The following is a 25,246-nucleotide window of genomic DNA, read 5'->3' on the forward strand; positions in this document are numbered from 1 at the left end:
TCGCCCGCCGGGCTTCATGATCGTGTCGGACCGTGGGGAGCTACTCGCTGGTGACGGAGGCGGAACGGCCGTGGCTCAGGCTCCCGTGGTGTCCGGCTCCAGGGGGACGAGCTCGTAGGTGAGGGTGTCGATGACGTGCTCGGGCGATTCGCCGGTGCCGACGGACAGGCGGACGTCGCTGTGCCCACCGCAGCCGTGGGCATGGTTGACGACGTGGCCGTCGAACGGGGTCCGTTCATTGGTGCACACGCTGAACGCTTGCCCGAGGGAACCAGCCAGGGGAACCGCGAAGCCGCAGGTACCGCAGCGTCCGGGGGCCGCCTTGGCGATCTCGGTGTGTGGCCCGGCCTCGCCTTCGTGCCAGCGTTCCGCCGCTGAATCCCGGCCGTCGCGCGACAACACCCACTCTCGGCCGAGCCCCAACTCTTCAACCACGCCCATCACCTCGGGGTCGCCGATGGCGACGTAGCCAGGCTCGAGCCGGGTGTCGTCGTCGGCCACCGGTATGAGGTCGCCGGCGCCGAGGTCGTCGGGAGAGATCCGCTCCTCCCACGGCACCCACGGCGGGGCCAGTACGGACTCGTCGCCGGGCAGCAGCACACATTCGTCGATGGTGACGCGCTTGGACCGAGAGGCCCGCGCAAGCGTGACCGCCCATCGCCAGCCGACGTATCCGGGCAGCTCACAGCCGAAATAGTGGGTCAGGACTCGCTCACCCTCAGCCTGGCAGCCGAGGTGTTCGCCAACGGCGTCGGGGCCGCCGGCCTCGACGGCGCACGCGCGGGCGGTATCGACCGCCTCGGCTGCGACGGCGTCGGGTTTGGGGGCTCGGGCACGGCGGGTGGTACTCACGAGGGACGATTATCGCGCAAAGGTAAGGTCGACGCCGAATCAGGTGGGTACCGGCTCGTGCCGAGGGCGGTGCCGGCATCGCCCTCGGCGCTGCGATGCGATTGGATGGTGCCGTGTCCGACGTCCCGCCCCCACCGCGTCCACCGGCCGACGGTGATCAGTCCGGTGGCGGCTCGGCGCGCGAGCCCGGAGGCGACTCTAGGTCCGACGGCCCACCCATCCACGGCCCCATCCACGGCCCCATCCACGGCCCCATCCACGGCCCCAGCCAGGTGGACCAGGTGGGTGGACGGGCTCGGCGGGTGGCTGGTGTCTCGGCCCGCGCCGCCCGGCGCGCGGCTGTTGGGACCGCTCGGGTCACCCGCGCCGGTGCTGGCCGGTTGCATCGCGCCGCCGAGGCGAAAGGGGCCGGGCAGACCGGCTTGGCCCGCCTGATCGAGTTGAACGCTTTCAGCGCCTTCGCTGACGCGATGGTCATGGTGGCGCTCGCGGGCACATTGTTTTTCTCGGTGCCGTCCGACGAGGCGCGTGGCAACGTCGCTCTTTACCTAGCCCTGACGATGGCTCCGTTCGCGGTGGTGGCCCCGCTCATCGGGCCTTTCCTCGATCGTTTCGCCCACGGGCGGCGTTGGGCGATCGGTATCACCGCGGGTACCCGCGGTTTCCTGGCCTGGGTGGCCGCCGACGCGGTGATGGACGAGGGTGTGTGGTTGTACCCGGCGGCGTTGGGCATCCTGGTGGGGCAGAAGGCATACGCGGTGACCCGGGCAGCCGCGGTGCCGAGGTTGTTGCCGGAAGGCATCACCTTGGTGGCGGCGAATTCCCGGATGCAGTTGGCGGCAACGTTCGGAACGGCGGTGGGGGCGCCCATCGGGCTTGGCCTGGCTCAGATCGGCGACGACTGGCCCCTACGTGCGGCGTTCTTCGCGTACATAGGCACCACCATCTTCGCCGTGTTGTTGTCGAAGAAGGTGGACTCCGAGGCCGCTGAGGCGCGGGTGCAGCAGCTCCGGCAGAAGAAGGCCGGCCGGCGGTTTCGGGTTGGTGGGACGGTGGTCCGGGCGTTGCGCGCCAACGCCGGCCTGCGGTTCTTCTCTGGTTTCATGATCATGTTCTTTGCCTTCGTGCTCCGGGAGGAACCGGTCGGCGGGCTCGACGGTCTGGTCCTCCTCGGCATCGTGGCGGCAGCGGCCTGGCTCGGCAGCGCTGCCGGGACGTCGTTCGGGGCGCTGGTCAAGTCGCGCAGTCCCGACGGCGCGATCCTTGTCCTGGTTGGTTTGGCGGCGGGTGTCGCCCTCGTGGGCGCTATCTGGTGGAACCTCGTGACGGTGTTGGCCGCAGGATTTATGGGCGGGTTCGGTCAACAACTCGGGCGGCTCTCGCTCGACGCCATCATTCAGCGCGACATCCCGGACCGGATCCGGTCGAACGCCTTCGCCCGGTCGGAGACGTCGTTACAGCTGGCGTGGGTGGTCGGTGGCGGTGTCGGCATCTTGCTGCCTTTGTTGCCGGCACTGGGCATGGGGATCGCGGCTGCAGTGCTGGCTTTCGCTGTGGTGTGGGCGATGCAGGTCAAGCCACGAGCGGTGGAGCCGCCGGAGAGCAGCGCGGCACCGTCGCCCCCGCCTGCCTAGGGCCACCGCACACTCCAGCGCCCGCGGCGATGATCACCGGGACAAGATGATCACCGGGACGAGTGGGGGACGACGAGCCTTGCCGGCCTGGTCGGGACGGACTCCGCGGCGGGGTCAGAGCTCAAGATCATCGGCGACCGCACGCAGGACGGTTGCCACCTTCCGCGCGGTTTTGGCATCCGGATGCCGGTCGCGGCGGTAGCTGTTGGAGAGCCCGTCCAGCAGCTTGATGAGATCTTCGACGATGGTGACCATCTCGTCGGGCTTCTTGCGGGTGGCGGCCGACACCGATGGCAGCGGATCCAGCACGCGCACCGACAACGCCTGCTCTCCACGTTTTCCGGCGGCCACGCCAAACTCGACCCGCTGGCCGGGTTTGAGGGCGCTCACGCCGCTCGGGAGGACGGAAGAGTGCACGAAGACGTCGCCGCCCTCGTCTTTGCTGAGAAAGCCGAAGCCCTTCTCAGTGTCGTACCACTTGACCTTGCCGGTTGGCACCGCAGACCTCGTTCGTCGTCGGATGTCGGACCGCCGCGACTCCAGCCGTCGACCACGGCGCCGGCGGTGACCGCCGGCGGCTCGGCACTGGTGGAGCCTCGTGTTTTGACCGTGCCGTAGTGTCATGAGCATGGCCACGACGGCGACGGCGGACACCACACTACCCGTCGTCCGCGCTGTCCGGTATGTGCAGGCGTTGCGAGAGGGTGGTTCACTTCCCGGGTTGATGGAAACCGACAACCTGGGGACGTACGTCGTCAAGTTCCGTGGAGCCGGTCAAGGCACCGCCGCCCTCGTGGCGGAGATCGTGGTGGGAGAGCTGGGCCGCCGCCTCGGGGTGCGGGTCCCCGAACTGGCTCTCGTGGATCTTGACGATGCGATCAGCCGGCGCGAACCCGACCCGGATATCCAGCAGTTGATGCTGGCCAGCCCGGGAATCAATCTCGGGATGGACTTTCTGCCCCGTGCTCTCGGGTACGACGGGCGCGGCGGGCGGCCACCAGCGGATGACGCCGCCGCGGTGTTGTGGCTCGATGCCTTCACCGCGAACGTGGATCGCAGCTGGCGAAACCCGAACCTGCTGATCTGGCATGGCGACCTGTGGGCGATCGATCACGGCGCCTCGTTGGTCTTCCATCATGGCTGGCCCGATGTGTCGGCGTTCGCCGCCAGGGCCTACCCACTGGACGATCATGTATTGGCGCCGTTCGCCGGCCACCTGTCGGCGGCGCATGGCCGGCTCGCGCCGATGATCACCGACGAGTTGGTATCGGAGGTTATGGCGTTGGTGCCCGACGAATGGCTGCCGGTGCCGCCTGATGTCGACGGCCCAAACGCGATCCGCCGACGTTATGCCGAATACCTCGGCGAACGGCTGGCCATGGCTGACCGCTGGTTGCCAGGGGCGGCGTCATGACCGTGTGGCATCCCTTCGAATACCTCACCGTTCGGGTCGTCCCGAGGGTCGAGCGGGCGGAATTCGTCAATGTTGGTGTTGTTGTGTATTGCCAAGCGCTCGAGTACCTGGATGCGACGGTCGACGTCGACCCAGGGCGGTTGATGGCGCTTGATCCTGGCGCCGACGCCAATACGGTGACCGAGGCGGCTACTGCCTACGTCGCACCATGTTGGGCGGCGTCGGCCGACCCAGCAGCGGCGACAAGCGCCGGAGAACGCTTCCGGTGGATGGCGGCACCACGCAGCACGGTGGTCCAACCAGGCCCGGTGCATCCGGGCCTGACGACCGATCCGGCCCATGAACTCGATCGCCTGATGGAGCTTCTCGTCCGAGTAGCCCCGGTCTCCCACCGGCAGCCTGGACGTTGACCGCGCTCCTGGTCACGGACGCCCGGCACCGTCGGTGGAGAGGTACATGTAGGAGTCGAGCAGTCGTTGTTCGGCGTCGGCCGCGGCCAGCTTGACGGCCCCAAGGGCGACGGCGTCGTCACCTAGTGCGGACAATTCCAGTCGGGGGGTGGCTAGTGCACGCACCTGGAGATGATGCGCCACCCTGCTGCGGATGGTTTCGCCGGCGAGGGTGATCCGGCCACCGATGATCACCAGTTCTGGGTCGATGGCGGCGAGGAAAGGGGCGAAGCCGCGGGCGAACTGCGCGGCCACCTCGTCGATTACTTGGAGCGCGCGCTGTTCGCCCTGGGTCGCCGCGGCGAGGACGTCGGCAGCTCCGCGGCTCGTGATGTCGCCGAGTTCGCGGGCCCGCCGCACGATCGCGGCAGTACCGATAGCGGACTCGAGGGGGCCCAGCCCATCTGGCTGCACACCCTGGGGTTCGGCGGCGAGGTCGACGAAGCCGATCTCGCCGGCGGCGCCGTGGGCGCCGCGATGGAGCTGGCCTTGGACGAGAACAGCGGCGCCGACCCGGGATCCCCATTGCACCAGGACGAGGTTGTCGGTTGCGCTGCCGGCGCCGATCCATTGTTCGGCCATCACCGCGAGGTTGACATCGTTGTCGATGTGCACGGGGCAGTCGACGCTCTGCCGGAGCCATCGGGCTAGTTCGAGTGAGTTCCAGCCTGGCACGGACGGTGCCTGGACGATGGCTCCGCGTCGTTCGTCGACGATTCCGGGTGTACCGACGCCGACGGCGGCGAGTGATGTCGGTTCGACGCCGGCCTCGTCCAGAGCTCGTACGATGGCCAGCCTGACGTGGTCGAGCAGGTCGGCATGGGTGGTGACGGACGTGATGTCTCGCCGCACATGGGCCACGACCGTTCCGTTGAAGTCGGCGACGGCGCAGTAGACCTTGTGCGGGCCGACGTCGATGCCGAGGACATGGCGGGCGTCGGCGCGGAAGCGCAGTACTCGGGCCGGTCGTCCCATTCGGGGGGTGTCGGACTCGGTGGCCTCGACCTCTTCGACCCATCCGTCGGTAGTCAACGTTGATACCGCTGCAGTGACTGTTGGGCGCGATAGGCCGGTTGCGGCGACCAGTTCCGTGACCCGTGCTGAACCCGTATCACGCAGGGCACGGAGCACCGCGGCGCAGTTGAGCTGCCGGAGGAGCTGGGGCCCTCCACTGTGTCCAGATTGTGCCAAAGCAACCCCTTGACAGGCCAGATTCGACTATTACATAGTGAGGAAAGTTTCTTTAGTAAGTGTAAGCGAGATCTTCGACTCCGTGGGCGATGGACGGACCAAAGAGGCGAGATCATGATCGATAGGCGTTCCGGACCAGTGTCGAACTTCCCAGCGACGACGATATCGGTACTGGTCGGCGCCATGGCGTGGGGCGGAGCTCGCAGCGCTGTCCCAGCGGACGACGTCGGCGACAGTGTGGAGGATGCCCGCCTGTTCTACATCCACCGAACCCCGCATGCTGGTACCGCAGCTCCGGTCCCGGCCACGAGGGCCGGCCAGACGAGTGAATTAACGATCCGCGCCCGGCTCGCCGGGTGTACGATCAACGACCTCATCGAGGACGACGAGCAGCCGCAGCGCGGCGGTCCAAACCCGCGGCACATCGGGTACGGCATCGTCCGCGCCGGCGGCCGAGGGCACGGTTGGGTACCACGGCCACCCCGAGGCGGCCGGGCCTCGAGACTCGCCTAGCGCGAATCCCTTCCTACGTACAGGAGAGCAACACATGTCGAAACCACTTCGCTGGGTGGCCCCGATAGCGGGGCTAGTTCTAGTGCTCGCCAGCTGCGGTGACAGCGACGACCCGCGTGAGGACACCGAGGCGCCGGACAACGGCGCCGCGGCCGACGACGACAACGGTGACGAGAACGGCGACGTCGACGGCAACGGTGATGACGTCTCCGGCTCGCTGATCATCGAGAGCTGGCGTAACGACGACCTTGGCATCTGGGAGGACGTCATCCTGCCGGCGTTCCACGAGCAGTACCCGGACATCCAGGTGTCGTTCCAGCCGACCGCACCAGACGAATACAACGCCGCGCTGGAGGCGAAATTGCAGGGCGGTACCGCCGGTGACCTGATCACCTGCCGTCCGTTCGACGTCGCCTTGGACCTCTTCAACGACGGTCACCTCGCGTCCCTGAACGACCTTCCGGGTATGGACGCGTTTAGCGATGTCGCCCGCAGCGCCTGGGTGACCGACGACGGCTCGGACGTGTTCTGCGTCCCCATGGCCGCGGTGATCCACGGCTTCATCTACAACGCCGAGATCTTCGACGAGCTCGGTGTCGAGGAGCCGACGACCGAGGCTGAGTTCCACCAGCTGCTCCAGGAGATCTCCGACGACGGCACGTATGCACCACTGGTCATGGGCACCGCCGACCAGTGGGAGGCGGCCACGATGGGTTTCCAGAACGTCGGCCCGAACTACTGGAACGGTGAGGACGGACGGCAGGCGCTGATCGCTGGCGAGCAGAGCTTCGCCGACGAGCCTTACGTGGCGACCTTCGAGGAGCTGGCGGCGTGGGCGGACTACTTGCCCACCGGTTATGAGGCGATTACCTATCCGGATGCACAGAACCTGTTCACCCTGGGTAACGGTGCCATCTACCCGGCCGGTTCGTGGGAGATCGGACTGTTCCGGGAGCAGGCCGACTTCGAGATGGGGGTGTTCCCGCCGCCGCTGCCGGAGGGCCAGGACACCTGCTACATCAGCGACCACACCGACATCGCGATCGGCATGAACCCCAACGGTGGCAACTCCGAGGCGGCACGGGTGTTCTTGGAGTGGGTGACCAGCGCCGAGTTCGCGAGTCTGTACGCAAGTTCGGTGCCCGGGTTCTTCCCGTTGGCCGATCACGACGTCCAGCTCGATGACCCGCTGGCCCAGGAGTTCCTGAGCTGGCGCGACGAGTGCGAGTCGACCATCCGCAACTCCTACCAGATCCTTTCTCGCGGTGAGCCCAACCTCGAGAACGAGTTGTGGGACCTCAGCGCACAGGTGATCAACGGCACCATCGATCCGGCCGACGCCGCTGAACGGGCGCAGGACGGCCTCGAGCGCTGGTACGAGCCGCAGCAGTAATCACACTGGTCCGCGTGCCGGCGGGTGGCCGAGGGAAGCACCCGCCGGCACGCTCTCATGGAAAGGCACCCCCATGAGTCACACGCAGGCCTCGGGTCCACCCGACGACGCCCCCGCGGACGTCGTCGAGAGTGCACCCACAGCCGTGGTCCGGCCGGTTCCCCGGCGGCCACGGCAGCGATTCCGCCCGCATTTGCTGGTGTTCCTCCTTCCGGCGGCTGCCGTGTACACGATCTTCATGGTGTACCCGCTGATCGACTCGATGCGGCTGAGCCTGTACGCCCCGGTGGACGGTGTGCGGGCCTTCGTGGGACTCGACAACTTCGTGCACCTCCTGACCGATGACCTTCTCTCCGCCAGGTTCTGGAACGCGGTGTGGAACAACCTGGTGTTCTTCGCGGTGCACTTCTTCGTCCAGAACCCCATTGGGTTGCTGCTGGCCGCACTGCTCAGCTCGGCCACACTCAAGGGCCGGTCGGTCTACCGGACACTGCTGTTCATTCCCACCACGCTGAGCGTGGTGATCGTCGGGTTCATCTGGCAGCTGGTCCTCAACCCGATCTGGGGCCTGGTAGAGACCCCGCTTCTCGGGCAGTCCAGTACGGCGCTGATCACCTTGTCGCTGATGTCGGTCTGGCAGTACATCGGAATCCCGATGATCCTTTTCTATGCCGTGCTGATCGCGATCCCCGACGAGCTGCTGGAGGCGGCCAAGGTAGATGGTGCCAACGGCTGGCAAACCTTCTGGCGGGTCAAGTTCCCGCTGGTGTTGCCGACCATCGGGATCGTGTCGGTGATCACGTATGTGGCCAACATGAACGCCTTCGACTTGATCTACACCGTCAAAGGTGCCCTCGCGGGGCCGGACTTCTCCACGGACATCATGGGAACGCTCTTCTTCCGCACCTTCTTCGGGTTCCAGCTACAACGCGGCTCGTCCACGATGGGCGCCACGGTGGCCACACTGATGTTCCTGCTCATCCTGGCCGGCGTCTTGCTGTACTTCTTCGTCTGGCAGCGCCGTGTCGAGCACTACGAGCTATGAGGGGGATCTGGTGACGACTGTCGTAGACGCTCAACCCACCCGCCCACCACTGCGGGAGAAGCCGCGCAAGCCGTGGCCGGCCCGTCTCGGCGCCGCTGTTCCACACGTCATTCTGGTCACGTACGTGCTGATCGCCTGCGGTCCGATCCTGATGATCGTCATGAACTCCTTCAAGTCGCGGCAGGCGATCTTCGGGGAACCCTTCGCACCTCCGAACGCGTCGACGTTTGATCTCAGTGGCTTCGAGACGGTGTTCGACCGCTCCCGGTTCGAGCTGTACTTCCTCAACAGCTTCATCATCACGGTGTGCTCGGTCTTCCTGGTGTTGTTGCTGGGCTCCATGGCGGCGTTCGCGCTGGCCGAGTACCGGTTCGTTGGGATGACCCTGCTGGCTTTGTACATGGCGGTGGGCATCATGATCCCCATTCGGCTGGGCACGGTCGGGATCCTCGAGTTGCTCGTCACCATCGGTCTGGTGAACTCGCTTGCCGGGTTGGTGCTCGTCTATACGGCGATGGGGTTGCCACTGGCGGTCTTCGTGCTCACGTCGTTCTTCAAACAGGTGCCCAAGGAGCTGAAGGATGCCGCCCGGATCGACGGGGCCAACGAGTACCGCGTGTTCAGCCTCGCGGTACCGCTGATCCGACCTGGCCTAGCCGCCATCGGTATCTACACGATGCTCCCGATCTGGAACGACCTCTGGTTCCCACTGATTCTGGCGCCGGCCGAAAACGTCCGCACGGTGACGTTAGGCGCGCAAGCGTTCCTCGGCCAGTTCGTCAGCGACTGGAACGCGGTGCTGGCGGTCTTGACCCTGGCGATGCTGCCTATGATCGCGTTGTACATCATCTTCTCCAAGCAGTTCGTCCGCGGGTTGACGGGAGGGGCGCTCAAATGAGCCGGACCCGGATCGGCATCGTTGGTGCCGGTTTTATGGGCACGATCCATGCGGCCGGCTGGGCTACCTGCGCCGACGCCGAGCTGACCGCTGTACTGGCCGGGCCGGCCAGCCCACCGGACACGCTGGCCCGCCGATACGGGATGCGCGCCTGCGACACCCTCGCCGAACTCCTCGAGCTGGTGGACGTGGTGGACGTCTGCGCCCCGACCGACCTCCATCTCGAGATCACCTTGGCGGCGGCTGCCGCTGGGCGGGCGGTGATCTGCGAGAAGCCCTTGGCCCGGACCCCCGACGATGGGGAGCGGATGATCGCCGCCTGCCGCGATGCGGGCGTCCCGCTCCTGGTGGGGCACGTCGTGCGATTCTTCCCCGAGTACTCCACGTTGAAGGAGGCGGTCGACCGCGGCGACATCGGCGACCCGGCGGTGCTGCGGTTCACCCGCGCCACCTTCCAGCCGAAGCGCCCGGCGGGCAACTGGTTCGCCGACGAACGACGCTCCGGCGGTTTGGCCCTCGACCTGATGATTCACGACCTCGACTACGCCCGGTGGGTGGGTGGTGAGGTCTCGACGGTGTACGCCCGAAGCCTGCGCGCGGCCCGACCCGATACCGCCGCCGACCACGTGTTGGCTATCCTGCGGCACCGATCGGGCGCCATCAGCCACGTGGAGGCGTCGTGGGCATTCCCGCCGCCAGTCTTCCGGACCCGTGGCGAGGTCGCCGGCACCACCGGGGTGCTGACGTTCGACTCCGACCGTACCGCGCCGGTGCGGCCGCTTCTGCGGACGAAGCCGGAGGCCGGCGATACACCGCTGGCGGCCAGCCCGTTGGCGGAGACCCCGTACGCGACGGAGTTGAAGCACTTCTTGACGGTGCTGCGGGACGGCGCCAAACCGATCGTCACGGCTGAGGATGGGTTGGCCGCGCTGCGGATCGCCACCGCGGTCGTCGAGTCGATCGGCTCGGGCCGGGCCATCGACATGGAGGTGGCGGCATGAGGGTCGGTTTCCTGTCGGCAGCACACGTGCACGCCGACGCGTACGTAGCGAACTTCCGCGCCGCCGGAGTAGACGTCGTGGGGGTTGCCGACGACGACGCCGAGCGGGGGGCCCGTTGGGCCGACGAGCATGACGTCCCATGGCTGGGTGAGCCGGCCGCGTTGCTCGATGCCGGGGTCGACGCGGTTGCCGTGTGCTCCGAGACGGTGCATCATCGTCGTCTCGTCGAGCTGGCCGCCGCCGCGGGTGTGGCGGTCTTGTGTGAGAAACCGCTGGCCACCTCCGAGTCGGACGCCCGGGCGATCGTCGAGGTGTGCGCCGCGGCCGGGGTGCCGCTGATGACCGCCTTCCCGATGCGGTTCAGCCCGCCATTCCAGGAGGTCGCCGAGGTCCTCGCGGCCGGAACCCTGGGGACGGTCCACGCCTGCACCGGAACCAACCAGAGTGTGCTGCCGACCCACCACGGTGCCTGGTTCGCCGATCCGGACCTGGCCGGCGGCGGCGCCATCATGGACCACACGGTCCACGTCGCGGACGTGTTGCGGTGGTACACCGGTCAGGACCCCGTCGAGGTCTACGCCGTGACCAACCGGGTTGTGGGCCGTGACGAGGTGGCGGTGGAAACCGGCGGTCTGCTGATGCTCACCTACGCCGACGGTATGTTCGCCACGATCGACTCCAGTTGGAGCCGGCCGCGAACCTATCCGAGCTGGGGCGGGTTGACGCTGGAACTGGTCGGTGAAGAGGGTGTGATCGGCATCGACGGCTTCAGCCAACACCTGACTGCCTACGGCGGCGTACACGGACAGCTCGGCTGGCCGGGGTGGGGATCGGACGCCAACCAGGGGCTGATCGACGAGTTCGTCACGGCCGTCCGCGAGGCTCGGACACCCAGCGTGACCGGTGAGGACGGACTAGCCGCGACGAGGGTGGCGCTGGCCGCGTATCGTTCGGCCGCGAGCGGCCAACCCGTCAGTCTGTGACCGCGGTCACCTCCACTTCCACCACAGCCGCCGCTGGCGTCAAACCCGTGACCTGAACTAGGGTGCTGGCCGGCCGGATGTGGCCGAACGTTTCGGCGTGCGCGTTGCTGACGCCCTCGAGGTCGGACATGTCGACGATGTAGACCGTCGTGCGGACAACGTCGGAGAGGCTGGCGCCCACGTCGGCCAGAGCACCATTGATGATCGACAACGCGCTGCGAGTCTGGGTGTAGGCGTCGCCGCCGAGATCGGCGCCGCTGGCGGTAGTGCCGGAGACGTACACCTGGCCACCCACCCGGACCGCGCGTGAATACCCATAGGTTTCCTCGAACGGATTTCCAGAGCTGACGTTCCGCCGGAACACGGTATGTCTCCCAGGACGAGAAGTATCAGGACAGGCCGGCGACGAAGTCGTCGAGCCAGTACGGAAAGTCGAGCAGGTCGGGGAAGACGACGTCGGCTCCGGCTTCGCGCAGCGCGACGTCGTCGTGTGAGCCAGTGGTCACCCCGACGGCATATGCCCCGGCAGCACGGGCCCCGATCATGTCGCCGGGATGGTCTCCGACGTGTGCGGCGGCGCCGTACTCCCGCAGCGCGTCACCTTTGGTCTCGGCGAAGCGCTCCCCGACGACGGCCGCAACCGACAGCCCGACGTGGTCGAGGACCAGCCGCACCGCGGCGGCGAGTTTGGCGCTGACCACCACTACCCGACCGCCCTTGGCGGTGACCGCGCTGACCGCATCCGCCGCGCCCGGGAGCAGTTTGGAGGCGGGGACGCCGAGCCGTGGGTATACCTCGCGGTAGTGGTCGACGGCGGCTTGGATGGAGTTGGCGGGGACGAACCGCGCCATGGTTTCCGGCAGAGGGAGGCCGATCAACGGGCGGAGCTCAGCCGGGTCGATGTGTGCACCGACCCGGCGGGCCGCCTCGACATATGAGGCCGTGATGCCGTCGGCGGAATCGACAAGTGTGAGGTCCAGGTCGAATCCGACGACGAAGCTCATACCCAGACACTTTACGTGGTGGGGCATCACCGAGGGTGACGGGCGCCTCTCGGCACGGCGGTCTCCGTTCCCCAGGGGATGTACCCCGAGTAGATTTCACCGTTGGACATGCGGGCAGAAGGCAAGCGAGCGGTGGGGCCAGACGTAGGACGCGTCTCAGGCGGCGCCGAGCGCGAGGAAAGCCCACGCGGTGGCAGTAGCTACTGGGCCGTCCGCGGCCTCCCGGGCGGTGAGGAGCGCGCCGGCGAGGTCGGCTCCGGCGGCGAGCCGCTCATGGACCACCAGGCTGAACGGCACACTTTCGGTGTCGCTGATCGGCACGATGCTGGTCAGCACCCCGGCCGTCCCCAACGCGGACAGCGACGTCGCGAGGCCGAGCAACTCGTCGGCACCGGTGGGTGATCCCACGCCAGATTCACAGGCGGTCAGGAGCAGCCGGTAGGGCGGGCATTCCAGCTGCTCGAAGTCGAGGACGGTCACCGGCCCATCGGCCAGCTCCAGCGAGGAGAACATCGGGCTATCTCCGCGGTATCGGCCGTGGGCGCCGACATGTGCGAGGTCCACGCCGTCAATGGCCCGCAGTGTTTCGGCCACCGTGGCGCGTGATCCCGTGAGCACGGTGGCGTCTGGGTACAGGTCGGCCAGGGCGATCACCTCGGCGCCAGAGGTGTCCAGGTTCGCGCCAGCGATCAGTGCCGTGCGTCCTCGGCCGGCGGTCGACGGCGGCCGAGCGGTGCGAGCTCGCAGCCAGGCCGTGGCCGACGGAGCCACCGTGACCGGCCGGTGGCGTAGTGACGGCAGCGCGCCCCACGGTGCGGATTGGATCTTTCCCGGCGGCACGATGACCACCGGACCATCCCCGATCATCCGTACTGCCGGCCCGAGCAGGACCTCCTCCAGCCGGGTGAGGCTGGCCTCCAGGCCATCCAGCAGCGCAGCCGCGGCGGACTCGGGTGCCAGGGCGGCCGCGCGCAGGGCGAACCGGGCGTAGTCGACCTCTGGATAGACGTCGGCGACTCGGCCTGCGACGCGCCTGGCGACCCGGCCGCGGCTGGCGACGGTGACATGGAAATGGCCATCTCGGACGCCGACGACACTCACCAGCGTGAGATCGTCGCCGAGGGAATCAAGCAGTTCGACCACGTCGAAACGCCGTCGACGGACCGACACGTCGCCCTCGCGGGTATGTACGTGCCGTCGGATCCGGTCCTCGATCAGCCGGCGGTGTGTCTCTTGCGCGGCACCGGTCATAGCGCCAAGTTGTCGCCCGGCGGCCCGCAGTCGGCCAAGTTCGGCCACGAGGGTGGGGTCCCGCCGTTCGGCCGGAACGGGCAGGGCGTGCACCGTCGCCCGCCAGCGCTCGGTCCAGCGCAATAGCTGCCGACCACTACCGTCGTGGATGATCTCCTCGGTGCCGAGGACGGCCAGGTCGGTGCCGTGGACGGTGGCCCGGGCCCGCAACTCCAAGGCGCCGAGGGACAACGCATGGGCATCGAGCACGTCGAGCCCGCGCATACATGCTCGAAGCATCCCCCGACGGTCGCCCCGCAGGCTGGCAAGCTGGGCCCGGGCATACCAGGCCGTGGCGCGGCGTAGCGCCGAGCCACGGCCTCGCTGCGCGGCGGCCGCGCTGAACGACACCTCAGCCAACTCGGTGAGTCCCGCGGTCAGCGCCATCCGGCCGGCGAGCACCTGAGCATCGAGCCGTTCGGACGAGTACCAGTCGCTGAGGCTGGCGGCCAGTTCGGCGGCGGCGAGCACGTGCCGGCGCGTCACCGAGCCGGCAGCTGCCTGGGCCCGCAGCAGCACGAAACGTGCATGCTGGGTCGTTTCGCTGTGTTTCTGCCGACGGCTCGACCGTTCGGCACGGCGAGCGAGTTCGATAGCCCGATGAGCGTTGCCGGCAGCCAGGTGGACGATCGCGGCGGCGATGCATCCGTCGATCCGGTTGAGCACTGCGTTGCGGTCTTGTGCCAGGAGGTCGACGAGAACATCAGCAGTGGTCGCCGCCTCCTCCGTCAGGCCTGCCGCGAGCTGAATGACGGCGGTGTCGCGGACGATCTCCGTCGGGATCGAGCCCAGGTCCTCGTAGCGACGATGTGCCTGGTAGAGCAGGTGAAGTGCTTTCGGGAGACGCCCCTGGCGGTGGGCACAGTCGGCACGGTTGTGCAACGCCACGGTGGCGCTGTAGGAGTCGCCGTGTTCTTCTGCCATAGCCTGGGCATGTGCCAACTGTTGGTCCGCTGCGTCGAACCGACCCAGGTAGAGCAGAGCCGCGCCCGTGTTCTGACGGGCCCGGCACTCCCAGATGACATCTCCCAGCTGAGCCGCGATGCTGGCTGCTTCAGCGTTGTCGACGTAGCCGCCCTCGAAATCACCGAGGTGAACGCGTAGCGCACCACGGCGGACAAGTACCCGCGCACGGGCTTGGTGATCCGCGTCCGCGAGTGCCTCGTCGAACACGGCCAGCGCTTCACGCTTGCGGCCGGCCAGGCCGAGCGCGGTACCTAGGCTGGCGCTCAGCTCGATCCGCCGGTCAGTGAGTCCGGTGTCGACCGCGGTGCGTAGTCCTCGGCGGAGATAACGAAGGGCGCGTCCGATCTGACCGCGGTTTCGCTCGACGATGCCGAGCGCATGCAACGCGAATGTGACGTCGAGGGCAGGCGAGGTGACACCGAGGATGGCCCGGGCGTGACACGCCGCGGAGTCCGGGGCGGACATCGCGAGCGCCGGCAGCTCGTCGGCTGTGACCTGCGTTTCTCTGACCCGCACCCGTCAACCCTCAATGTACGCCGAAACTTGCGCCAAGAATGATCGTATTTGTCGCGTTAATTCGGTATCGTCCTCAAAGTTTGTTCATGAGGTTCGGTCGCCGGACCGGGGAGCGATGGTTCGTCTCCGGCGATCGTCGAACAGGCTCTCACGCAGTCTAAGGGGAGGCTAGGCAATATGAGTGGGCGGCGGGTCCGACGCGAGGAATTGGCACGAGAGGTGGAGCGGTTGGAACGCAACTGCGCCGCTCGTACACAGGGGCGCCAGTTTCCACTGGCGGTGAGGTGGGATCCAAGCGGAAACGAAGTTGAGTATCTGTACCGCAATCACCAACTGATCTGCGATGTCGATGACCTCGACGAGACATTGGAGGCATTTGATCGGGTCGGCGCTGAACGACCGGAAGCGATCACCGATGGGCCCGTGGGCCTGAAGGTGCTCGATGTCGGTGATCGCGACGCCGCCGATTTAGCCGAGCAATTGCTCGGTGTCGTGGATGAAGACGTCGTCGGGCTCAACTATGTCCTGGACACGCAGGGCAACACGGTGATGTGCCCGGTCACGGAGCCACTACCGTGGAACGCGCCGGTGCCGGTGCTCGGCGAGCCGGTTGGTCCCGGTCGGCCTCGGCTGGCCGTCATCGACACCGGCTACCATCCACCCGTCGCCGAGCAATCCGGCTTCGCCCGGTTCAGCGCCGTCAAGGACAACCACGAGCCCGACGACGAGGTCTACTTCGACGACGGCAGCACCATCCGGCCCTACGGCGGCCATGGCACCGCGGCCGCCGCTCGGCTGCTGGCCGTGTCCGGATCGGAGTCGGTCACGGTGCAGGTGCGCGACTGCCTCGTCGGTGGTGCGGTCGACGAGTTGACTATCGTCAACGACCTCGACCACGTCGTGCGCGCGGGCGTGGACGTCGTCAGCGTTCAGGCCGGACTGTATGCCCGTCCCGGCTGCTCGCCCAAGGCGTTCAACGCGTTCTACCGGCGCGTGCTCCGGCGCCACCCGGACACGGTGATCGTGGTGGCCGCAGGCAACAACGGCTCCGACGCACCGTTCTGGCCGGCCGCATACCCCTGGACAATCGCCGTGGGAGCGCTCACCGACGGGGGCGATTCGCGAGCTGGATGGTCCAACGTCGGACACTGGGTCGGCGTGTACGCCTCCGGTGAGAACGCGGTCGTTCCGTTCCCCAACGGCACCTACGAGTACCTCGACGGCACCCGAGCGGAGTTCAGCCAAGGCCACGCCCTGTGGTCGGGGACGTCGTTCGCGGCACCCGTCGTCGCCGGCATGATCGCCCGGCGCATGGTGGAACGCGGGGTCACCGCGCCCGTGGCCCGCGACATCGTTCTGGCCGAAGCGGAGATCGCCGCCCTGGACGGCGTGGGGCCGAGGCTCGTCCTGCCCTGAACCGCAGGTGTGCCGCGCTGGCCGAAGGGCAGACCCGGCGACTCAGGGCAGGTGTGACGATCCAATGCGGGCACCAATATGACGACCGTAGGTCGGTGGCGACCGGGAGGTCCGCGGCGGCTGTGAGCCTGGCCGCTGCGGGCCGCGGCCATCGTCCGTTCGGCTGATCTTCGCCGCCGAGCGGCTACCTCGGGTTGCCGGCCGCGCGGAGTTGGGTAATCTCGCGAATGTGAGTTTTGGGCGACGAGTACGCGAAGAAATGCCGGTCGATCCAGAGATCACGGCCGAACTCCGGGCAGCGGACGAGGCCGCCCGGCAGGAATGTGCCGAGCGCGGCGTCGAGCTACTGGAGCGGCTGCGCCGGCTCTAAGCCAACCTGTGCCGGCATCTAAGCCACATTGCGCGCCTTGTCCATCGTGCGCGGCGCAGTAGCCGTGCTGGTCAGGCGTCCCGTTCTGGCTCGGCGTCGGTCGGTGAGCCTCATGGGGATCGTTGGGTCATGGCTATGTGGCGTGGTTGTTGTTGTCGGTTAGCCGGACGGCTGCGAGAGCGACATCGCAAGCGGCCGAGGTGCGTCTAGAACGGCGGCACATCGTGGTGGTCAGGGGCGTCAGGTTCGGGTGCGGGGTGGTGTGACTCGGTGACCTGTCCCGCTGCTGTGGATGTGCCCATGGTGGGCAGGGTGGGGCCGCAGCCGCAGTAGCTGAGACAGCCGCAGTCGAGTCTGGGCGGATGGGTGGACTCGCTCGGATATCTGGTCTGCGGACGGGGGCGGGGGGTAGCGGGCATGATGGGCGGCGCCCGATGCACATAGCGGTGCCCGAGCGGGCTGACCCAGATTGTGGTGTACGGATCCGGTTTTATGACTGCCCACCGACCACAGTGTTTCAACCTGTGGTGGTGACGGCAGCAACATCCGAGGTTGGCGTCGGTGGTGAGTCCACCGGCGGCGTAGTCGATAGCGTGATCCTGGTCGGTGTGTCTGGCCGGAGCCCGGCAGGCCGGGTGTGTGCAGGTCCGATCCCGGATCTGTACCCACCGGCGTAGCCGTGCCCGCGCTGTGCGTCGCCGCTCATCATGAGGACCGGCACGCCCGACAGTCGCGTGTCTCGTGTCGGCGCCGTCGAGTGGGCCGACATCCACCAACCCACCGGCGGATGCTGCGCCACCCACGTGGGTCATGATGTCGTCGACGACGCGCTTGTATTCCGGATGTGTGGTTCGTGCTGCGATGGCGAGACGATGAAGATCGCCGCTGCGTAGCTGTAGTTCCACAATTCCGCGTGCTGTTCCCGAGGCTGGGGCGGTTTGCGTGGCCTGGGTGGGCAGGAGTGGGCGGGCCCGCGTAGTGCCTGTGATGATCGCGTGACCATTGTGGTCACACAGGACCCATCTGAACTCGGCGCGAGTCATGGTGGTGATGATCCGGCGAGCGGTAGCCGCCGGGATGACATCCCAACCCACCAGCTCAGCCGGACGTTCGTCCAAACCAAGCAGGGACGCCAGCCCAACCCGCAACTCGTCCGGCGTCCACCTATCACCATCACCAGAACTGGGCTCAGCACCTCCGTCGTCGTTGGTACCAGAGCCGTCGCTGCGGTCGGGATCAGGGCCGTGGGTGGGGCTAGGGTGATCGTCGTCGGGACCAGGGCCGGGGTCGGGATCAGCGTCGGGGGCAGGACCAGGGTCGGGGGCAGGACCAGGGTCGGGGGCAGGGCCGGGGTCGGGACCAGCGTCGGGGTCAGGGTCGGGGTCGGGGGCGGGGCCAGGATCAGGACCGGGGCCGGGGCCGGGGTCGGGGTCGGGGGCGGGGCCAGGATCAGGACCGGGGCCGGGGGCAGGACCGGGGCCGGGGGCAGGACCGGGGTCATCATCACCACCACCGGCGGGGCTGGGTGTTTCGGTGGGTTGGATGAATGGGTGGGTCAGGATGTGGGCGGTGATCTGTTCGTCGTTCATCGTCTGGAATGTTCCGTCGAGCATCCCGAGGTAGAGGTCGGCCCGGATGTGATTGATGGGCCGGGTGTCTCCGGCGTGTTTGCATCGTCTGGCGAGGGTGTCGACTCGGTGGCACGCTGCGGCGGCGCGGTCGATTGGTAGGTCTAGTCCGGATATGTTGGCGCTGCCGTCGGGGTTGCGTGTGCCGTGTACTCGTCGTCCTTTGACTGCTTGTTGGTAGCGTCGTTGTGCCCAATCCGGGTCGATAGCGATAGCGGCTCGTTTGAGAGCATCGATCAGTTCACCAACGAGCATGTGTGCCGCGGTAGGCAGCAGCTCATGACAGATCTGGGCGGCTTGGTCGTCGGTGAGCCCAATGGTCCATTGTGTGAATGCCACTGCGCGGGGTTCGTCGAGCTCACCAGCCAGCATCGCCTCGCCCAGCATCGGTAGGCGTGAATGCACGTCGTAGGCCAACGTAAAGGTGGTATCTGAACGTCGACGTGACCATGTCAAGGCTGCGCGGGCCTCTTCGGCGGCGAACTCTGCGGGGTGTGCCAGACGGGCTACGGTGTCACGGCTGTGCGGGTGGCGCATGCCGGTCTCCAGCATGGCGCGTAAGAACACCGCTCGGTCATGGTTGGCCTGCCGGTAAGCCGCGGTCAAGACCTCAATGGTGTCGTAACCACACACGCGCTGGACCGCAATCTGAGCCAGCAGCGCCGCCAGGTGGGGGCCGGGTGGCATGGTGGCCAACCCGTCAGGGATCGGTACCGCCACACCAACCCCGCTTGCGCGATAGGCATAGCCGTCCTGGTCGGAGACGAACATGACGAGCACTCCCATGTCCAAGAATGGGGACCCTGCGGCCTCGGGCGGCTCAACACCGCACGACGACACACAAAAGGGCAGGGTTCCTGCTGTCGGCCCAGGGCGGACCTGGGGCCGTTCACTCGTCAACACGCCGTCTCGCAGAGCCTGACCAACTCTGCCGGCAACTACCAACAGCATACCAAACATCTGTTCGATTTACACGGTCTGGACAGGTAATTTAATATCCGACGAAACTTGTGCGCGGTCCAGTCGATCGCCTCACGGGTGCGCCGCTTAACTCAACTGACACGTCAACGACGGACGTCGAAGAACACGAAGATGGCCCCGTCGGCCCACCTTCGACGGTCGCTCGTCTACGGCCCCGGATTCGCGACGCCGACCAGCTGGGCCGAGACATCGTAGTGTAGAGCTGATGCCAAGGACGAGTGCGGCGCCGCGGAGCCTCGCGGAGGATCTGCGGGCCCGAACTGACGATGAGCTGGCGGGGCTGCTGCGTACCCGCCCAGACCTCGTCGTACCCGTCCCGGCCGATATCACCCAGCTCGCGTCTCGGGCCGCGACCCGCACCTCCGTCGTGCGTGCGCTTGACCGTCTCGACCAGTTCACCCTGCACGTCGTCGACACTCTGGTGGTCCTCCCGGACCCCGCCACCGGCAAAGACGTGCAGCAGCTGCTGGGCGCCCCACCACGAGCCGTACGCGCCGCCCTCGCCGCTCTCCGGCAGCGGGCGTTGACCTGGGGAAGTGGGCGCGAGATCCATCTTGTCCGGGTGGTAGGCGAGATCATTGGTCCCCACCCAGCCGGTCTTGGCCCGCCGGCCCGGCAACTGCTGCTCGCGCTGCCGCCATCCCGGCTGGTCTCGGTTGCCACGGACCTGGGGTTGCCCACCGCCGGCGACCACGCGTCGAACGCGGACGCCGTGGCAGCGTTCTTCGCCGCTCCGGAAACGCTGAAACCCCTTCTCGGAGAACTCAGCCCGGAGGCGGTCGCGGCTCTGCGCAGCCTCGCCGACGGTCCACCGACCGGGCGCATCGAGGACGCATGGCGCGATGTCGACCGCACCCGCGCCCGCAGCCCGATCGACCAGTTGCTGGCCACCGGTCTACTCGTGCCGGTGGACGGCGACGCGGTCGTCTTGCCGCGCGAGGTCGGACTGCATCTTCGGGGCGGGACAGTCCGGGGTGACATCCGGGTCACCCCACCGGAACCGGCCGTCACGAACCGCGACCCCGAGATGGTCGACCGCGCCGCCGGCGCGAGGGCATTCGACATCGTGCGCGCTATGGAGTCGCTGCTCGACGCATGGGCAAATGATCCACCACCGGTCTTGCGGACAGGTGGCCTCGCCGCCCGCGACTTCAGACGGCTGCCTGCCCTGCTCGACACCGATGAGGCTGGTGCCGCGCTGGTGGTGGAACTTGGCTATGCTGCCGGTCTGCTCGGCTCGGGTGGTGGCGACGATGAGGTCTGGTTGCCTACCCATGAGTACGACTCGTGGCGCCGTGAGTCGATAGCAGACCGTTGGGCCATGTTGGCCAATACCTGGTTGGGCACGAGCCGCACCCCCGGCCTGGTCGGCACCCGGGACGATCGAGACCGGCTTGTATCCGCGTTGGGAGGCGACCTCGACCGTCCGGTAGCGCCAGAGATCCGCCGCCAGGTGCTTGAAGTCATGGCCGGTCTGCCGGGCGGCGCTGCACCAGACCCGGAATCGATGGCCGAGTCAGTCCGCTGGCGGCGGCCCCGCCGCGGCGGCCGGTTGCGGGACGACCTCGTGGGTTGGACGCTGCGCGAGGCGGAATCACTCGGTCTCACCGGGCGTGGGGCGCTGGCATCGTATGGCCGGCTCCTGCTCACCGGTGGTGGCGCCGCCGAAGCCGCGGTGACCGCCTTGCGCGCTCTGCTCCCCGAGTCGCTGGGCCACGTCTTGCTGCAAGCCGATCTCACCGCCGTGGCCCCCGGGCCCCTGCGGTCGGAGGTGGCCCGCGAACTGGGCCTGCTCGCCGACGTGGAAAGTCGTGGAGGTGCGTCGGTGTACCGATTCACCGCGGACTCCGTGCGGCGCGCGCTTGATGCCGGGCGAGCCGCGGCCGACATTCACCAGTTCCTCAGCTCGGTGTCCCGGACGCCGGTGCCCCAACCGTTGACGTACCTCGTCGACGACGTCGCCCGGCGGCACGGGCTGTTGCGGGTCGGCGCCGCGTCGTCGTTTATCCGTTCTGACGACCACACCACCCTGACCGAGATCCTGGCCGCGGCTCAGGCGTCGGCGCTCGGGCTTCGCCGGCTCGCCCCCACGGTGCTCGTATCCAGCCTTGACGGCATCACACTCCTCGAGCGGCTGCGGCAGATGGGTTTCGCGCCCACCCCGGAGGCTGCCGACGGGTCCATAGTGATCGCCCGCTCGCAGCCGCGCCGGGCCCCGGCCGGGCCAGTACCGCAGCCTGCTCTGGCCGAGCGGCCAAGTCCGACCGAGACGGTGTTGGGCGCGGCAGTCCGTGCGTTGCGGGCGGGTGAACGCTCGTCGGCGGCACGGCCACCGGACGCGGTGCCGGGGCGGCTCGGCCGCAGTGCCTCCGCTCAGACTCTGGCCGACCTGCGCCAGGCGCTCGACGATGGCGCCACCATCTGGATCGGGTATGTCGACCAGCACGGCTCCACGAGCGAGCGGGTGGTCGACCCGGTGCGGTTGGAGGGCGGATGGCTGGCCGCGTTCGACCATCGCAGTAACGAGATCCGCTCCTTCGCGGTCCACCGCATCAGCGGCGTCGCTCCCGTCGCCTCCTGATCCTTTCGTGAGTTGTCCGGCCGGACATCTTACTCACCAGCCATGATGTGCGGCGGCAGCCTGACACTCCGGTGAGATGGGTGTGTTGTCAGGTTCCGCCGGCGCATCGGCCCAGGCCGATGAGTTTGTCCGGCCTGACAACGCGCAAAAGGGGTGGGTCAGGAGCGGGCGGGACAGGCGGGTGGCCGGGATCAGCACACCTCGTCGATGAGCTGGGCGCCCTCGGCCTCTGTGGGCTGATCGGTCCCGGTTTCAGCGGGTTGATCGGTATCGATGGTTCCCGTTTCGGTGCCGTGCTCGGCCGGAGCGTCGGTGCCATCCGTCAGGTCGGTGCCGTCCGTCAGGTCGGTATCGCCGGAGGTGTCTGCTCCGATGTCGGTGATCGGGGTGTCGCCCTCGTCGGTACCGTCTGGTGGTGTGGTTGACCCGCCGGCGGGTTCCTCCGGAGGTTCGAGCGACTCCCGTACGAACTGCCGCATCAGCTCGAAATCGGGAGAACGGTACTGGATGACTTCGTCGGTGAAGGGGAGGCTACGCATCTCGCCTTTCTGGACGCGTAACGCCAGCTCGGCGAAGTCTTCGAGACGTCGTTGCCCTATATCGGTGCTGATGTTCTGCCGCACCGCGTACTCCAGTTGTAGGTAGCGGGTGAGGAGCCGGAACGGGTCGGTCTGCTCGGCGATAGCGCCGATCAGGCAGCGCTGCCGGCGCATTCTCTCGTAATCGTCGGACACTGGCGGTGGGCCGCAGCGCGCCCGGGCGAACCACAGGGCCTCGCCGCCGGTGAGCCGCTGCTCGTCACCTTCGTCGATCCAGGCCCGAGGCTCTGTGCAGGTGCCCCACGGGGTGGCACGAGTACCCATGGGGATCGCGTACGGCACGTCGATGACGACACCACCGAGTGCATCCACGAGAGCCTTGAAGCCATCGAGGTTGACCATGACGTAGTAGTCGATATCGAGGCCGAGTGCCTCGCCCACCGCGAGTTTGGTCGCCTCGGCACCGGGGTCGTTGATGCCGTCGAAGTAGTCGGGGAACTGCGGCGGGATGTTGTTGTAGATCGACGAGATCCAGTACTCGGCCTCCGGCGTGCCACGAAAGCCATCCGGGTAGGCGTCGCGGAGGGGGCCGTCCGGGAAGGGGGTGTGCTGGAGGTTGCGTGGGATCGAGAACAAGGCGGTGTCGCCGGTGCCGGTGTCGATGCTGGCCACCATGATCGTGTCGGCGCGCACCCCCTCGCGGTGCTCGTCGGCGTCGGAGCCGAGGATGAGCACGTTGACGCGGTCTTTTCCGGCCCATGGGTCTTCGTCGGTTGAGTTTTCCGGGATGGTGAGGCTGTGCCGTTCTTCTTCGTCAGGGAAGACCGACTGGATGAAGTCGCGTTGGGTGAAGGCGTAGTGCGAACCGATCCCCATGGGGGTGAGCACGGCCGAGGCGACCACGATGACCAGGAACGCGGCCAGCCACCGCCGGGGTGCCGACAGTCCGCGTGGTTCCAGCAGATAGAAGCTGACGAGGGCGACGAGCAGCCAGGTTGCGGCGACGGCGATGAGCCCGTAGCCGATGACGTTGACGCGATCCGCGTCGGTGCCGAGCCGGACCAGCCGGGTCTGCCCGGCTTGCCAGACGTAGAAGACGACGGCCGCCACGCCGGCGAGGAAGATGCCGAGAACGAGATAGCCGATGCGACGCCGTCCGGCCAGGATCAACCCCAGGCCGGGAACGATCACGCCCAAGACGGAGCGGCCGAGGAAGCGGCCGTACCCAGCACTGTTCGGCGGTGGCGTTGACCCTGCCCCGCCGCTCCGGGCGCTCGAGCGATCTTGTCGGCTCATTGCTGTCATTCTGCCGGACCCGCTCGGGCCACGGACAGCACGTGTCTGTTTTGTTGATCACCGCTGGGGTGATCACGTGGTGGTGCTCAGCGTCCAGAGCCCTGGATACTCGGTTACGACGCCGTCGGAGTCGACCTGAAGATCGGCCCTGAAGTCGCCGGACTCGTAGCGGTAGCCGGCGCCGTGATCGAGCCTGGTGTACCGCTGGTTGGATGTGGTGACCGACAGGTGTGGGTAGAACTGGACGTAGACCGCGCGAATGTCGACCGACTGACCGGGATCAAGGCCGAGCCGGCGGATCGGCAGGGTGTTGGTGAACGGTGTCAGTGCGATGTCCACGTCGACGCAGCCGGCTAGGTCAGGGCGCGGTGTGCCGTCCGGGTGTTTCCAGCCGTCGGTGTCGTCCCGGAGGAGGGCCAGCGGTGGTTCGCCGGCTGCCTGGACGGTGAGACGCCAGGTGCGCCAAGCGGTGTCGCAGTTGATCTCGTATGCGATCCGGGTGGGCCGGGCCTCGGCGGCGATGATGACGCCGTCGGCGGTGATGGTGTGGCCGTCGGAGTGCACGGACAGATGTTCGGCGCCGGGCCAGCGGTGAGGTGTCCAGAGCAGTTCGCGGTTCAGCCTGGACTGGGATGTGGGATGTGGTTGGTACATGGCGACCTCCCTGTTCTCCGCCGAGCGCTCGCGTCGAGCTCGACGCTAACCGGTAAATCTAATAGTCAGTTAACAAGGTCTGGCGAGCATATGCAACCTGTAAACTTCGTGAATGGTTAACGACGGGCCTGGGCAGGCGGCACCCGACCGTCTGGAAGCGGTACGTGAGCTCCTCAATACCTGGCTGATCCCCAACGACACCCGAACCCCCGAAGACCGGTTCGACGCCTACGCCACCCAACAGCACCTTGCGCCCCCCGAACGTGACCAGATCCGGCGGCTCCGGGACGAGCTGCGAATCGCCGTCGAACGTCCCGACGACGCACCGGGCATCCTGAATGGCTGGATCGAGCGGCTAGACGTCCGCCCCGCCGTCGGCCCGGACGGGATCGGCTACCAGCATCGGGCCGGGACCGTCGGGCAGCTCGTGGTCGCCTGCCTCGATGCGGTGGCCGCCGGCCGGTGGCGCCGGCTGAAAGCCTGCCCGGACTGCCGGTGGGTGTTCTACGACCACACCCGCAACGCTGGCAAGAGGTGGTGCCTGATGACGGCGGGTGGCCCCGGCGGGCGCTCGTGCGGCAGCATCGCCAAAGTGCGCGCCCACCGTCGGCGGACCCGTGGTGAATGACCGC

Annotated in this window: 22 protein-coding genes; 13 read left to right on the forward strand and 9 right to left on the reverse strand. The window is 67.5% G+C overall.

The genetic code is table 11. The annotated features are described in order from the left end of the window. Positions 1 to 75 precede the first annotated feature (75 nt). On the reverse strand, positions 76 to 852 hold the full coding sequence (locus G8760_RS04380) for a DUF3027 domain-containing protein (RefSeq protein WP_166347057.1): 777 nt from the start codon (positions 850 to 852) through the stop codon (positions 76 to 78). A gap of 113 nt (positions 853 to 965) precedes the next feature. Between G8760_RS04380 and G8760_RS04385 the strand changes: the two genes are divergently transcribed. Beyond that, on the forward strand, positions 966 to 2,486 hold the full coding sequence (locus G8760_RS04385) for an MFS transporter (protein WP_166347060.1): 1,521 nt from the start codon (positions 966 to 968) through the stop codon (positions 2,484 to 2,486). A gap of 114 nt (positions 2,487 to 2,600) precedes the next feature. Here G8760_RS04385 and G8760_RS30735 read toward each other — a convergent pair whose 3' ends face one another. After that, complete coding sequence (locus G8760_RS30735; protein ID WP_166347065.1) at positions 2,601 to 2,984, reverse strand: cold shock domain-containing protein; 384 nt, start codon at positions 2,982 to 2,984, stop codon at positions 2,601 to 2,603. 130 nt (positions 2,985 to 3,114) lie between these two features. Between G8760_RS30735 and G8760_RS04395 the strand changes: the two genes are divergently transcribed. Together G8760_RS04395 and G8760_RS04400 are read left to right on the forward strand one after the other, a co-directional pair. Continuing rightward, positions 3,115 to 3,900 (forward strand): HipA family kinase, encoded by a 786-nt coding sequence (locus G8760_RS04395; protein ID WP_166347068.1) that lies wholly within the window; start codon positions 3,115 to 3,117, stop codon positions 3,898 to 3,900. Beyond that, complete coding sequence (locus tag G8760_RS04400; RefSeq protein WP_166347072.1) at positions 3,897 to 4,310, forward strand: DUF3037 domain-containing protein; 414 nt, start codon at positions 3,897 to 3,899, stop codon at positions 4,308 to 4,310. The genes G8760_RS04395 and G8760_RS04400 overlap by 4 nt, the downstream gene beginning before the upstream one ends. A 12-nt stretch (positions 4,311 to 4,322) precedes the next feature. On the opposite strand, the gene G8760_RS04405 is transcribed toward G8760_RS04400, so the two are convergent. Then, positions 4,323 to 5,480 carry an ROK family transcriptional regulator gene (locus G8760_RS04405; RefSeq protein ID WP_281355131.1) on the reverse strand — a complete coding sequence of 386 codons (1,158 nt, stop codon included), beginning with the start codon at positions 5,478 to 5,480 and terminating at the stop codon, positions 4,323 to 4,325. Between the two features lie 174 nt (positions 5,481 to 5,654). Here G8760_RS04405 and G8760_RS04410 point away from each other — a divergent pair, with 174 nt between their 5' ends. The 6 genes from G8760_RS04410 to G8760_RS04435 all read left to right on the forward strand — a co-directional run bounded on the left by G8760_RS04410 (position 5,655) and on the right by G8760_RS04435 (position 11,373). After that, complete coding sequence (locus tag G8760_RS04410) at positions 5,655 to 6,053, forward strand: hypothetical protein (RefSeq protein ID WP_166347081.1); 399 nt, start codon at positions 5,655 to 5,657, stop codon at positions 6,051 to 6,053. A 34-nt stretch (positions 6,054 to 6,087) separates the two neighbouring features. After that, the gene (locus tag G8760_RS04415) at positions 6,088 to 7,446 is read left to right on the forward strand and encodes an ABC transporter substrate-binding protein (RefSeq protein ID WP_166347084.1); all 1,359 of its coding nucleotides are present in this window, start codon (positions 6,088 to 6,090) and stop codon (positions 7,444 to 7,446) included. Between the two features lie 73 nt (positions 7,447 to 7,519). Next, positions 7,520 to 8,491, forward strand: coding sequence for a carbohydrate ABC transporter permease (locus G8760_RS04420; RefSeq protein ID WP_166347087.1), 972 nt, complete (start codon positions 7,520 to 7,522; stop codon positions 8,489 to 8,491). A 49-nt stretch (positions 8,492 to 8,540) separates the two neighbouring features. Beyond that, on the forward strand, positions 8,541 to 9,389 hold the full coding sequence (locus G8760_RS04425) for a carbohydrate ABC transporter permease (RefSeq protein ID WP_343074366.1): 849 nt from the start codon (positions 8,541 to 8,543) through the stop codon (positions 9,387 to 9,389). Next, entirely contained in the window at positions 9,386 to 10,390 is a 1,005-nt protein-coding gene (locus G8760_RS04430) for a Gfo/Idh/MocA family protein (protein WP_166347094.1), read from the forward strand. The genes G8760_RS04425 and G8760_RS04430 overlap by 4 nt, the downstream gene beginning before the upstream one ends. Beyond that, positions 10,387 to 11,373: a Gfo/Idh/MocA family protein gene (locus G8760_RS04435; protein WP_166347097.1), complete on the forward strand. Its 987-nt coding sequence runs from the start codon at positions 10,387 to 10,389 to the stop codon at positions 11,371 to 11,373. The genes G8760_RS04430 and G8760_RS04435 overlap by 4 nt, the downstream gene beginning before the upstream one ends. On the opposite strand, the gene G8760_RS04440 is transcribed toward G8760_RS04435, so the two are convergent. The 3 genes from G8760_RS04440 to G8760_RS04450 form a co-directional block, all read right to left on the reverse strand. Next, positions 11,363 to 11,737 carry a RidA family protein gene (locus G8760_RS04440; protein ID WP_166347100.1) on the reverse strand — a complete coding sequence of 125 codons (375 nt, stop codon included), beginning with the start codon at positions 11,735 to 11,737 and terminating at the stop codon, positions 11,363 to 11,365. The two genes, G8760_RS04435 and G8760_RS04440, sit on opposite strands and share 11 nt — an antisense overlap. 25 nt (positions 11,738 to 11,762) lie before the next feature. Beyond that, a complete protein-coding gene (locus G8760_RS04445) occupies positions 11,763 to 12,377 on the reverse strand; it encodes an HAD family hydrolase (RefSeq protein ID WP_166347103.1) in 615 nt (204 codons plus the stop codon). 156 nt (positions 12,378 to 12,533) lie between these two features. After that, positions 12,534 to 15,149 carry a CHAT domain-containing protein gene (locus G8760_RS04450; RefSeq protein ID WP_166347106.1) on the reverse strand — a complete coding sequence of 872 codons (2,616 nt, stop codon included), beginning with the start codon at positions 15,147 to 15,149 and terminating at the stop codon, positions 12,534 to 12,536. A 177-nt stretch (positions 15,150 to 15,326) separates the two neighbouring features. On the opposite strand from G8760_RS04450, the gene G8760_RS04455 reads away from it, so the two are divergent. Together G8760_RS04455 and G8760_RS04460 are read left to right on the forward strand one after the other, a co-directional pair. Then, positions 15,327 to 16,565, forward strand: coding sequence for a S8/S53 family peptidase (locus tag G8760_RS04455; protein ID WP_166347109.1), 1,239 nt, complete (start codon positions 15,327 to 15,329; stop codon positions 16,563 to 16,565). A gap of 229 nt (positions 16,566 to 16,794) precedes the next feature. Continuing rightward, positions 16,795 to 16,935, forward strand: coding sequence for a hypothetical protein (locus G8760_RS04460; protein WP_166347112.1), 141 nt, complete (start codon positions 16,795 to 16,797; stop codon positions 16,933 to 16,935). A gap of 206 nt (positions 16,936 to 17,141) precedes the next feature. On the opposite strand, the gene G8760_RS04465 is transcribed toward G8760_RS04460, so the two are convergent. Then, a complete protein-coding gene (locus G8760_RS04465; protein ID WP_166347115.1) occupies positions 17,142 to 19,349 on the reverse strand; it encodes an HNH endonuclease signature motif containing protein in 2,208 nt (735 codons plus the stop codon). Between the two features lie 400 nt (positions 19,350 to 19,749). Here G8760_RS04465 and G8760_RS04470 point away from each other — a divergent pair, with 400 nt between their 5' ends. Further along, the gene (locus tag G8760_RS04470) at positions 19,750 to 22,125 is read left to right on the forward strand and encodes a helicase C-terminal domain-containing protein (RefSeq protein WP_166347118.1); all 2,376 of its coding nucleotides are present in this window, start codon (positions 19,750 to 19,752) and stop codon (positions 22,123 to 22,125) included. A gap of 191 nt (positions 22,126 to 22,316) precedes the next feature. Here the strand turns inward: G8760_RS04470 and G8760_RS04475 are convergent, their stop codons facing one another. Both G8760_RS04475 and G8760_RS04480 read right to left on the reverse strand, forming a co-directional pair. Further along, complete coding sequence (locus G8760_RS04475) at positions 22,317 to 23,960, reverse strand: LCP family glycopolymer transferase (RefSeq protein WP_166347121.1); 1,644 nt, start codon at positions 23,958 to 23,960, stop codon at positions 22,317 to 22,319. 72 nt (positions 23,961 to 24,032) lie between these two features. Next, positions 24,033 to 24,614, reverse strand: coding sequence for a putative glycolipid-binding domain-containing protein (locus tag G8760_RS04480; protein WP_166347124.1), 582 nt, complete (start codon positions 24,612 to 24,614; stop codon positions 24,033 to 24,035). Between the two features lie 112 nt (positions 24,615 to 24,726). Here G8760_RS04480 and G8760_RS04485 point away from each other — a divergent pair, with 112 nt between their 5' ends. Then, the gene (locus G8760_RS04485; protein ID WP_166347127.1) at positions 24,727 to 25,242 is read left to right on the forward strand and encodes a CGNR zinc finger domain-containing protein; all 516 of its coding nucleotides are present in this window, start codon (positions 24,727 to 24,729) and stop codon (positions 25,240 to 25,242) included. Positions 25,243 to 25,246: the final 4 nt, after the last annotated feature.

Source organism: Phytoactinopolyspora limicola (assembly GCF_011320225.1).
GTDB classification, from domain to species: Bacteria; Actinomycetota; Actinomycetes; order Jiangellales; family Jiangellaceae; genus Phytoactinopolyspora; species Phytoactinopolyspora limicola.